At 72.6% G+C, this 10,560-nt stretch carries 14 protein-coding genes; 13 read left to right on the top strand and 1 reads right to left on the bottom strand.

Annotation, left to right across the window (positions count from 1 at the left end; translation table 11 throughout):
• Positions 1-533, top strand: a 533-nt coding sequence (locus CWIS_RS13615; RefSeq protein WP_231583895.1) for a hypothetical protein, incomplete at its 5' end; no start/stop codon positions are given.
• Positions 530-1,858 carry a PBSX family phage terminase large subunit gene (locus CWIS_RS13610; RefSeq protein ID WP_231583893.1) on the top strand — a complete coding sequence of 443 codons (1,329 nt, stop codon included), beginning with the start codon at positions 530-532 and terminating at the stop codon, positions 1,856-1,858. The genes CWIS_RS13615 and CWIS_RS13610, both read left to right, overlap by 4 nt.
• On the opposite strand, the gene CWIS_RS13605 is transcribed toward CWIS_RS13610, so the two are convergent.
• A complete protein-coding gene (locus CWIS_RS13605) occupies positions 1,855-2,376 on the bottom strand; it encodes a hypothetical protein (RefSeq protein ID WP_048343851.1) in 522 nt (173 codons plus the stop codon). The two genes, CWIS_RS13610 and CWIS_RS13605, sit on opposite strands and share 4 nt — an antisense overlap.
• Positions 2,377-2,461: 85 nt before the next feature.
• On the opposite strand from CWIS_RS13605, the gene CWIS_RS13600 reads away from it, so the two are divergent.
• The 11 genes from CWIS_RS13600 to CWIS_RS13550 form a co-directional block, all read left to right on the top strand.
• Positions 2,462-4,000 (top strand): phage portal protein, encoded by a 1,539-nt coding sequence (locus CWIS_RS13600; RefSeq protein WP_048343850.1) that lies wholly within the window; start codon positions 2,462-2,464, stop codon positions 3,998-4,000.
• 4 nt (positions 4,001-4,004) lie between these two features.
• Positions 4,005-5,558: a phage minor capsid protein gene (locus CWIS_RS17775; protein WP_053071743.1), complete on the top strand. Its 1,554-nt coding sequence runs from the start codon at positions 4,005-4,007 to the stop codon at positions 5,556-5,558.
• Between the two features lie 168 nt (positions 5,559-5,726).
• The gene (locus CWIS_RS17770; protein ID WP_053071742.1) at positions 5,727-6,497 is read left to right on the top strand and encodes a hypothetical protein; all 771 of its coding nucleotides are present in this window, start codon (positions 5,727-5,729) and stop codon (positions 6,495-6,497) included.
• A 14-nt stretch (positions 6,498-6,511) separates the two neighbouring features.
• Positions 6,512-7,516, top strand: a complete 1,005-nt coding sequence (locus CWIS_RS13585; RefSeq protein WP_048343930.1) for a major capsid protein — start codon at positions 6,512-6,514, stop codon at positions 7,514-7,516.
• Positions 7,517-7,576: 60 nt separating this feature from the next.
• On the top strand, positions 7,577-7,771 hold the full coding sequence (locus CWIS_RS13580) for a hypothetical protein (protein WP_048343849.1): 195 nt from the start codon (positions 7,577-7,579) through the stop codon (positions 7,769-7,771).
• A gap of 18 nt (positions 7,772-7,789) precedes the next feature.
• Positions 7,790-8,083 (top strand): Ish1 domain-containing protein, encoded by a 294-nt coding sequence (locus CWIS_RS13575; RefSeq protein WP_048343929.1) that lies wholly within the window; start codon positions 7,790-7,792, stop codon positions 8,081-8,083.
• Between the two features lie 214 nt (positions 8,084-8,297).
• Complete coding sequence (locus CWIS_RS17765) at positions 8,298-8,732, top strand: hypothetical protein (RefSeq protein ID WP_053071741.1); 435 nt, start codon at positions 8,298-8,300, stop codon at positions 8,730-8,732.
• Positions 8,729-9,043, top strand: a complete 315-nt coding sequence (locus CWIS_RS13565; protein ID WP_048343848.1) for a hypothetical protein — start codon at positions 8,729-8,731, stop codon at positions 9,041-9,043. Before CWIS_RS17765 ends, CWIS_RS13565 begins: the two co-directional genes overlap by 4 nt.
• A 12-nt stretch (positions 9,044-9,055) precedes the next feature.
• Positions 9,056-9,406, top strand: a complete 351-nt coding sequence (locus tag CWIS_RS13560; RefSeq protein WP_048343847.1) for a hypothetical protein — start codon at positions 9,056-9,058, stop codon at positions 9,404-9,406.
• A complete protein-coding gene (locus CWIS_RS13555; protein ID WP_048343846.1) occupies positions 9,406-9,825 on the top strand; it encodes a minor capsid protein in 420 nt (139 codons plus the stop codon). The genes CWIS_RS13560 and CWIS_RS13555 overlap by 1 nt, the downstream gene beginning before the upstream one ends.
• Positions 9,822-10,560, top strand: a 739-nt coding sequence (locus CWIS_RS13550; RefSeq protein ID WP_197080851.1) for a phage tail tube protein, incomplete at its 3' end; no start/stop codon positions are given. The genes CWIS_RS13555 and CWIS_RS13550, both read left to right, overlap by 4 nt.

Below are 10,560 nucleotides of genomic sequence, written 5' to 3'. Positions count from 1 at the left end.
CCCACGTGTCCACCCGCTCCACCTGGACGCACGACGACGACGCCCGCCTCCGCGAGCTCCACGCCGCCGAAACCCCCGTGCGCGCCATGGCCTCCACGCTCGGCCGCTCCCGCACCGCCACCGCGCGCCGCCTCGCCCACCTCGGCCTGTCCGCCGCAGACCGCACCCGCACGGCCGCCGCCACCCACGCCCGCGTCACCGACGCCCGCGCACGGCGCGCGACCCTGCGCTCCGACCTGCTCGCCGACGCCGAACGCGTTCGCACCCAGCTGTGGCAGCCGCACACGTACTTCGACTGGGGCGGCAAGGACCACGACTTCGCCGAGCACACCGTCCCCGAGCCCACCCCCACGGACAAGCTGAAGCTCGCGCAGACCGTGAACACACTCGTCGGGTCGATCGAGCGCCTCGAGAAGATGGACGCCGACCAGGGTGTCGCCGAGGCGATCGGCATGCTCGACGGCATCGCCGCCGCGATCACCGCAGCCGCCGACCGCATGCCCGACCCCGACCTCGAGCCGGCCACGCCGTGACCGCCGCCGCCGCGGTCACGAGCGCCGTGCTCACGGCCGTGATGGCGGGCCTGTCGCCCCGGCAGGTGTGGTCGATCGCCCGAGCCGTCGCCCGCGTGAACCTCTGGACGGGATCGATCAGGTCCGGGAAGACGATCGCGTCGCTGCTCGCGTGGCTGATCTTCGTCGCACACGCCCCCCGCGGGGGTGCGCTCGTCGTCGTCGGCCGGACCAGGGAGTCCATCGCTCGCAACGTCTTCGGCCCGCTCACCGACGCATCGCTGTTCGGCGCGCTCGCCCGGCACGTCAGCTACACCGCCGGCGCACCCACCGCCACCATCCTCGGCCGCACCGTCCACGTGCTCGGCGCATCCGACGCCCGCGCCGAGATGGTCCTGCGCGGCCTGACTGTCGCCGGCGCGTACGTCGACGAAGCCACCCTCGTCTCCGAGGCATTCTGGACGCAGCTCCTCGGCCGCATGTCCGTTCCCGGCGCCCGCCTGTTCGCCACGACCAACCCCGACGGGCCCGCGCACTGGCTGAAGAAGCAGGTCGTCGACCGTGCCACCGAGCTCGGGTACCGGGTGTTCCGGTTCCGGCTCACCGACAACACCCACCTCGACCCCGCGTACGTCGCGCAGGTCTGCCGCGAGTACGTCGGGCTCTGGCACCTCCGGTTCATCGTCGGCGAGTGGGTCCAGGCCGCCGGCGCGATCTACGAGACCTGGGACCCCACCCGGCACGTCGCCGCACCCGACACGTTCCCGACCATGGACCGGGTCCTGGCCGTCGGCATCGACTACGGCGACACACACCACACCCGCGGGTACCTCCTCGGCCTCGGCCCCGACCTGCGCGACGGGCACACCGGCGAGCACCGCCTGTACGTCCTCGCCGAGTGGGCGCCGGCCACCGCGACGCAGGGCGAGCAGTCCGCACGGTTCCGCACCTGGCTCGCCGGTCAGCCAGTCGACGCGTGGCGCACACCCGAGTGGGTCGCCGTCGACTCCGCGGCCGCGAGCTTCCGCAACCAGCTGCAGCACGATGACCTGCGCGGCGTCCGCAACGCCCACAAGGCCGTCCTGCCCGGCATCCGCACGATCGCCGCGCTCCTGGCCACGGACCGGCTCGTCGTCGCCGACACCTGCAGCCACCTCATCGACCGGATCCCGGGGTACGTGTGGTCCGACAAGGCCACCGCCCGCGGCCAGGACGAGCCGGTGAAGGCTGACGACGACGAGGTCGACGCGCTGCGGTACGCGATCTACACGACCCGCCTCGACTGGCGCGACCTCATCCCCCTCGCCCCGGCCGCAGACACTGCACCGGGCGACGGAACCGACTAGGACGGTCGCAGCGCCTTGATGAGGTGGCTCAGGGCGGCCTGAGCGTCCCGGCTCCGTCCGGAGACGACGAGTTCGCGAGCCGTGCCCGTGAAGCCGGCTACAACTCGTCCGCGACTGGGGAGCCTGCCCGCCTCGACCTCACTGCGCTCCATGGTGTGGGTGAACGAGTCCAAGGCGATCCCGATCGAGTTCACGCTCGAGATCGGCACGACCTCGACCGCGATCGCGCCATCGGTTTCGCCGCCCCACTGCCCGTCGTCCGTGGCGCCTGCGAACTCCGACCAGACAACGAACGATTCTGTGACGGTCACGAGCGACACATCGAGGCCGTGTCCCGTGTCGGACGCCACACAAGGCTTCGTCGTCAGCGTCGCGATCGACGCTTCGCCAGCGGTCGCCAGGTCGATGAGGCTGATCGCTCCAAGATGCGGCGTCCAAACCCCTGAAGTCGCCTGCCGGACTTGTTCGGCGAGCAGATCAAGCCTCTCGCCCAGCCCATCGGTGCTGCTCTCGCTCATTGCCGATCCCCCATTCCGCGTTGTGCTCGCTTCGTTGCGTGCGGGTTCACCATTCCACCGATCACGCACACGGAGGTGTCGTTTCGTGCCGCTGCCTACCGTCGACACCATTTGGCCCCCCAAGCGGCTCGAGCCCGTCACCCCCGTCCTCGCCCGCTGGTCGGCGTGGTGGACCGGCGACCCGTCCGCCCTGACCTCTGTCTACCGCGCCGGCTCCACCCCTGCGGCGCGCCCCTCGCAGCTGCGCGGTGGCGTCGTCGGCGCGCTCGCCCGCTTCTGGTGGGGACGGCCCCCGACCAGCGGCGGTCAGCAGCGCAACGACCTCACGCACGTCCCCCTCGCCGCCGACATCGCCCGCACCAGTGCGGACCTGCTGTTCTCCGAGCCGCCCGCCATTCGCGTCGCCGACAAGACCACGCAGGGGCACCTCGACGACGTCCTCGCCGACCCCCTGTTCGCGACCCTCACCGGCGGTGCGGAGGCTGGCGCCGCGCTCGGTGGGGTGTACCTGCGGGTCACCTGGGACGTGCAGGTCGCGGACCATGCGTTCCCGACCGTCGTCGCCGCGGACGAGGCTGTCCCCGAGTTCGCGTGGGGGCGGTTGCGTGCGGTGACGTTCTGGCACGTCGTCGAGCGCGACGGCTCGGTCGTGTGGCGCCACCTCGAGCGGCACGAGCTCGGGCTCGACGGCGTCGGCCTGATTCAGCACGGCCTGTACGAGGGCAACGACACGCAGCTCGGGCGCGCGGTCCCGCTCGTCGAGAGGCCGGCCACCGCGCCCCTCGCAACCGTGGTCGACGCAGACGGGTACGTGATCGCCGGGCGCACCCCCGGCCTGGCCGTCGTGTACGTCCCGAACACCGACGCGGCCACGGCGAAGGCCTGGCGGCACGTCCCCGCCGCCGGTGGGCTCGGTGCCGCAGACATCGACGGCGTCGAGCCGCTGCTCGACAACCTCGACGAGATCCACGCCGCGTGGATGCGAGACATCCGCCTCGCGAAGGCACGCCTCGTCGTGGCGCGGTACATGCTCGACGACAACGGGCCCGGTGCCGGGGCGAGCATGGACCTCGACCGTGAGGTGTTCGCCCCGCTGAAGCTAGCGGCCGGCGAGGAGTCCGACGCCCCCATCACCCCGGTCCAGTTCGCGATCCGCTTCGAGGAGCACCGTGCGACCGCGCAGGAGTGGTCCGACCGGATCGTGCAGTCCGCCGGGTACTCCGTGCAGACGTTCGGCGAGCAGGGCGAGACGTCGCAGACCACCGCGACCGAGGTCATGGCCCGCGAGTCCCGGTCCCTCAAGACCCGCGGCCGCAAGCTGCGCCTGTGGCGACCCGCGCTGACCGAGCTCGTCGAGAAGCTCCTGTCCGTCGACGCCGCCGTGTTCGGCAAGAGCCACGACGCGACCGACCTGAAGGTCACGTTCCCGGACGGCATCTGGGAGACGCCCTTGCAGGCCGCGCAGACCGCCGCGGCACTGCGCGCCGCCGAGGCCGCATCGACCGAGACGCTCGTCGGCCTCGTGCACCCCGACTGGGACGACGACCGCATCAAGGCCGAGGCCGCGGCAATCCTGCGCGAGCACGGCGTGCCCGCGAACGACCCCTTCGCGATCACGGAGTAGCCCCGTGGCCGTCTGGTGGCCGGACGACCGTGACGCCCTCGACAAGGCGATCGCCGACCTCGCCGGCATGTTCGCCGACGCGGAGGCGTCCCTGCAGCGGGCGATCGCCGTGCAGGTCGCCGCCGCGCTCGAGGCCGGTGCGGACACCGCTGAGACGCTGCTGCGGATCACCGAGCTACGCGCCGCGGCCCAGCAGGTCGCCGGGGCGCTGCGCGCCGCCACACCTGAGCAGGTTGCCACGATCCTCGAGGCAGCCACGGCCGGCGGTGTCGCCGCGGCGCTCGACGAGCTCGCAGCGCTCGGCGGTGTCCCCGCGCTCGCGCGCACGACAGCGGTCGCGCGCGGCGCGTTCGCCGCACAGGCCCTCACCCTGGACCTGACGAACGCGTTCGACGACGTGACGCGGCGGATCCTGCGGTGGCCGGACGACGTGTACCGGCAGGTGATCGCCGGGCCGACGTCGCGGCTGCTCCTTGGGCTCGGGCAGACGACCCGCACCGCGCAGGCCGCCGCCTGGCAGGACCTCATCCGCCGCGGTGCGCCCGCGTTCGTCGACAAGGCCGGGCGCCGCTGGAACACGGCGACGTACGTGGAGATGGCGACGCGCACGGCGGCGCGGCGGGCGTGGAACGCGCAGCACGAGCAGACGCTCGTCGACAACGGGACCGACCTCGTCAGCGTGGTCGTCGGATCGGACGCGTGCCAGTCGTGCGCGCAGTGGGCCGGGAAGATCCTGCGCATCGGCCCGGGCCCGACCGGTCGGATAACTATCCCGTCGACGATCGGGCCGGGCACGGTCACGGTGACGGTCGCCGGCACGCTCGAGCAGGCACGCGACCAGGGTTGGCAGCACCCGAACTGCCGGTGCACGACGGTCTCCTTCATCCCCGGCCTCGACCCGGTCGTCGATGCGACAACGTACGACCCTGAGCTTGAGCAGCAGCGCGAGCACCTGCGGTACCTCGAGCGCGAAGTTCGCAAGGCGAAGATCGACGCGGCCGCCGCGGTCACACCCGAGGGTCGGCGGCGCGCGAACGCCGCGGTGCGGGACCTGCAACGCCAGATCCGCGAGCACGTCGATGACACCGGCCTGAACCGCAAGCGGTACCGCGAGCAGATCAACCTCGGCCGCCGAGTCACCCCCGACGCCGTCGGTGTCCCGCGTACCGGGCACGTGCGAGTCCCCCAGGTCAAGGGCTTCGCCCCGCAGGCCCACGAGCTCAACACTGCGCAGCGGCTCGCCAACGCAGGGCACCGGGTGCGCTTCCAGGTCCCGTCGACGACGAAGGGCGTCCGTACGCCGGACATCCTGCTCGACGGCCAGCCGTGGGAGATGAAGGCGCCGACCGGCTCGGGCAGGCACACGATCTCCCACCAGCTGAGCCGCGCGAGCGGGCAGGCAGACCGCCTCGTGCTCGACACGTCCCGGACGCCGCTCGCCGACGTCGACATCATCGACGAGGTGCGGCGCCGCCTCGGTCCCGGCTCGTCCCTGCTCGAGGTGCTCGTCCTGTGCAAGGACGGCACGATCGTGCGCGTTGTCCGACGCTCGGAGTAGCCTGGTGGTGATGGCGGTAACGCAGTGCACTTGCACAGCGGGGCCGCCATCGCCGCGTTCCTAGACCTCCGCGCCCCCTTCGATCCGAGGCCCCGCACCGTCCTGGTGTCGGGGCCTTCGTCATGCCCGGCCCGGCGCCGGGCCGTCACTCCGACCCAGGAGGTCAGCGTGTCCCGCACCACCAGCTACGTCCCCGGTTCGAGCGTCGTCGACATGACCGCGCCCGACTTCGTCGCCCAGCTCCTCGCGTTCCACCGCGCCACGTTCGGTGACGCGGTCATGGAGGCCACCGGCGACGCCGGTGCGACCGGCCAGGCCACCGGCACCCCCGGCGAGCAGCAGGCCGCGGCCGCAGCCGGCGTGCAGCCCGCCAGCCAGGCCGCGGCCGCCACCGACCAGACGGGCGCACAGGGTGGCGAGACGCTCCCCGACGACCCCGCCGCACTCAAGGCCGAGATCGCCCGCCTGCGCCGCGAGAACGCGTCATCGCGCACGAACGCGAAGGCCACCGCCGCGCAGGAGGCGCGCGACGCGCTCGTCCAGGACCTCGGCAAGGCCCTCGGTCTCGTCACCGACGGCAACGCCGCACCCACCGCCGACCAGCTCGCCACCCAGGTCCAGGCCGCACAGCAGCAGGCCCGCCAGGCCGCCGTCGAGCTCGCCGTCTACCGCGCCGCCGGCACCCACCAGGGCGACCCGGCCGCGCTCCTCGACTCCCGCGCCTTCCTGGCGAAGGTCGCGGACCTCGACCCCACGGCCGAGGACTTCACCAGCAAGGTCGACGCGGCCATCAAGGACGCCGTCGCCCAGAACCCCAAGCTCAAGACCGCCCTGGTGGCGGGCTCGAGCAGCGTCGACCACACCGGCGGGACCGGTGAGGGATCGAAGAAGCCCACCACTCTCGCCGGCGCCATCAAGGCGCACTACGGCACTGCCTGACCTGGAGGTCCACCATGGCCGTCACCCTGGCCGAGTCCAAGAACAACGCCCTGCAGGACTACGACCCTGCCGTCATCGACGAGTTCCGCAAGGAGTCCGTCATCGCTGACACGCTCGTCTTCGACGACGTCGTCAACCCCGTCGGGGGTGGCACCACCCTCGACTACGGGTACCGCCGGCTCGTCACGCAGCCGACCGCCGCGACCCGTGCGATCAACTCCGAGTACACCCCGCAGAACGTCACCACCGAGAAGAAGTCGGTGACGCTCGCCGTGCTCGGCGGCTCCTTCGAGGTCGACCGCGTCGTCGCCGGGATCGGCCCCGCCGCGTCCGGTGCCGTGCAGCTGAACCTCCTGCAGAAGGTCAAGGCCGCGAACACCGCGTTCCAGGACCTCGTCGTCAACGGCGACATCGCCACGGACGCGAACGGGTTCGACGGTCTCGACAAGGCCCTCACCGGCTCGAGCACGGAGACCGGCACCGCCGCGGTCACCGACTGGCGGGACTTCGACACCGACGAGCGCGCGGCGTTCAAGGCGCTCGACGCGATCGACGAGTTCCTCGCGCTGCTCGACGGGACCCCCACGGTCATCCTCGGCAACGCGAAGGCGCTCGCCCGGGTCCGCGCCGCGGCGCGCCGGGCTGGCATGTACACGCGCAACCCGGTCGACGACCTGGTCGGGGCGGACGGGCGGCCGATCGTCCGGGAGACCTACGGCAGCGTCGTGTTCGCCGACCCGGGCGCCAAGGCCGGGACGAACAACCCGATCATCCCCATCGTCACGCGCACGGTCGCGTCGGTCTCGACGACCGGCCTCACGGACCTGTACGCCTACCGCGTCGGTCTCGACGGCTTCCACGGCGTCTCGACGATCGGTGGCCGCATCGTGCAGACGTGGCTGCCCGACTTCAGCGCCGCCGGTGCGGTCAAGAAGGGCGAGGTCGAGTTCGGCCCCGCCGCGGTCGCGCTCAAGGCCACGAAGGCCGCCGCCGTCCTGCGGAACATCCGCGTCCAGTGAGGCCCCGCCCGGGCGCGCTCGACCTGCGCGCCCGGGCACCACTGACCAGACAGGAGCGACATGTACGGCTCCGTACCCGCCGGGCTCTCCGAGCCTGGCACCTACGTCATCTCCACCGGCGGCGACAAGTCGACGACCGTGCAGGCCGACCACCTCGACTACGACGGCCCGGACGGGTCGCTGCAGGCGTGGAAGGACGGTGCGGTCGTGGCCACGTTCCGCTGGTGGGACTCCATCGTCCGCAAGGGCGACTGAGCTCGAGGAGCACACCCCATGGCACCGAAGATCCACACGCCCGTGAAGGGCTTCACCGGGACCGTCGCCGGCGTCACGTTCGCTGACGGCACCGGTGAGACGGACGACGAGGGCGCGATCGCGTACTTCGAGCGGCACGGCTACACCATCGACGACGAGCCGCCGGCGTTCCCCGACGGCGAGCCCACCGACGCGTGGAAGGTCGCCCAGCTCAAGGCGTACGCCGCCGCGCACGGCATCGACCTCGGGTCGGCGTCGAACAAGGACGAGATCGTCAAGGGCATCACCGACGCGAAGGCCCCGCCCGCCTGACGTCCCCGCCGACCCGCCGCCGGTCCCTCCGTCCGGCGGCGGGTTCGGGTGGCTGGGGCGTCAACACCGCAAAGACGGCCCCACGTAGGAACACCTGCGGTGAAGGCGAGCTGAGGGGTCCGTGGCGGGTAACGCCGCGCCTGGTCGTCGCGCCCTTTCTGCCCCTTGCACGGTCGACCTGCGCCCCAGCCACCACACCCCCGAGGAGGCCGTCATGCTCGTGTACGCCACCACCGACGACCTCACCGCCTGGGGCGTCGCCCCGGTCCCCGCGAACGCCACCGCGCTGCTGCGGTCCGCGTCGGTCCTCGTGCGGCGCGCGACCCTCACCGCCTCGTACGCGACCGACAGTGCCGGCGCGCCCGCGGTGCCGACCACGGCCGCTGCGTTCCGGGACGCGACGTGCGCACAGGTCGCCGCCTGGGCCGCCGCCGACGTCGACCCGGCCGCCGGCGGCGTCCAGCTGCAGGCGGCGCCGACGAAGGCGCAGGCGCTCGGCACCGCACGCGTCGAGTACGACACCGCGGCCGCGGCGTCCGTCACCGCGATGACCGCACGCACGCAGGCCGCGACACGGCTCTGCCAGGAGGCGCTGCTGATCCTCGCCGACGCCGGTCTGGTGACCGCAGCGACCGGGACGCGCGGATGAGCGGCCTCGAGGACTTCTTCGTGCACACCGTCACCGTCGAGTCCCTGACCGGCTCCGGTGGCGAGGGCGACGTGTTCGCCGCACCCGCGACCGTCCCGTGCTTCGTCGAGGACAAGCGGCAGTTGGTGCGCGGGCCCGACGGGCGCGAGGTCATCGCCGAGACGACCGTGTACGCACCCGCAGGCACGACCTCGCTGACCCCTGGGTCGCGCGTCACGCTGCCGTCGCGCAGCGCCACGGTCATCACCAGCGCCGCCCTCGACGGCGGCGCGCTGGGCCTGCCCGCCCACGTCGTCGCGACCCTCACCTGAGCGGAGAGACCCATGGACGCTGAGGTCACCTGGAACGGAACCGCCGTGAAGGCCGCAGCACGCCGCGGCGCCGCGGCCGGCCTGACCACCGGTGCCGAGCGGGTTCGGGCCGTGTCCGTGTCCCGCACACCCCTGGATGTCGGCGACTTGCGGTCCTCGCAGCTCGTCGGCCCCGCGACCGAGCACGAGCTCGTCGCGTCCGTGTCGACGGACCTGCCGTACGCGGCCCGTCAGCACGAAGACCTGCAACTGCGGCACAGGCACGGACGAGCGAAGTTCCTCGAGTCCGCCGTCGCCGACACCGCCGGCGAGGTGCAGGCGATCATCGCCACCGCGATCAAGCGCACCTTCGGCAGCCGCTGATGGACGACGCGACCCTGACCCGCCTCATCGCCGCGTGGCTCGCCGCTGCCGGCGTCGGCGCATGGCGCCCCACCGGCCCGACCTACACCACCGGTGAGGTGGGCATCTTCTACGGCCCGATCGCCGAGATCCCCGACCGGGCCATCGGCGTCACCGTCTACTCCTCCACCGACCCCGTGTCCACCGGCACCACCGTCAGGTACGTGCAGGTCCGGTACCGCGGGGCGCCCGGTGCCCCCGCAGGCGCGGACACCCTCGCATCGGCCGGGTTCGCCGCCCTGCACGGCGTCCACCGCCGCGGCGGGGTCGCCCGGGCACGCAGGATCTCGTCCGCCCGCCTGGGCGCCGACGACACCGGCCGCCAGGAGCGGACCGACAACTACGAGTTCATCCTCAACCCCCCGCCCCTGGAGGCATGACCATGACCACCGACCTCGGCTTCTCCTACGAGCTCGACCTCGACATCGACCTCGCCTACCCCGCCAGCGACACCCCGAACTGGCAGGCGATCCGCTTCACCTCCGCCGTCGCCCCGCAGTCCGCGCCGACCCTCCTGGACGCCGCGACCTACGACGACGAGGGCGCCGCGAACCAGGTCCGCGTCGGCGAGACCGACACCCTGGGCTTCACGATCCAGATCCAGCGGGACGGTGCCGGCGCGTACCTGCCGGAGGTGCAGAAGCTCCTCGACGCGGCGGCCCCCGGGCTGCGCGGCAAGGCCGCCCAGGTCCACGTCCGCTACTACGACTCCGAGGGCAGCGACTACGCCCGCGAGGGACGCTTCACCGTCCAGGCCGACCGGCAGAACACCGGCAACGCCGAGGTCGGTGGGTGGTCGATCACCCTCACGTCTGCCGGCCCGGTGCAGAAGATCGCCGTCCCCGTCGCGGCCCCCGCGACGAAGCCGACCCTGACGTCGGCGACGCCGTCGGCGGTCGCCCAGGGCGGGCAGGTGACGATCAAGGGCTCCGGCTTCACCGGCACCATCCCCACGTCGGGCGTGAAGTTCGGGGCCACGAACGCGACGTCGTGGGTCGTCGTCGGCGACTCGACGATCGTCGCGATCATGCCGGCCGGGACGGCGGGCGCCGCGAACACCGTCGTCACGAACGCGGCGGGCGCCTCCGACGCCCTGCCGTACACCCGCGGCGCCT

Origin of the sequence: Cellulomonas sp. A375-1, assembly GCF_001040865.1 — a bacterium.
GTDB classification, from domain to species: domain Bacteria; phylum Actinomycetota; class Actinomycetes; order Actinomycetales; family Cellulomonadaceae; genus Cellulomonas; species Cellulomonas gelida.
This window is presented reverse-complemented; position numbering and strand designations above follow the sequence as displayed.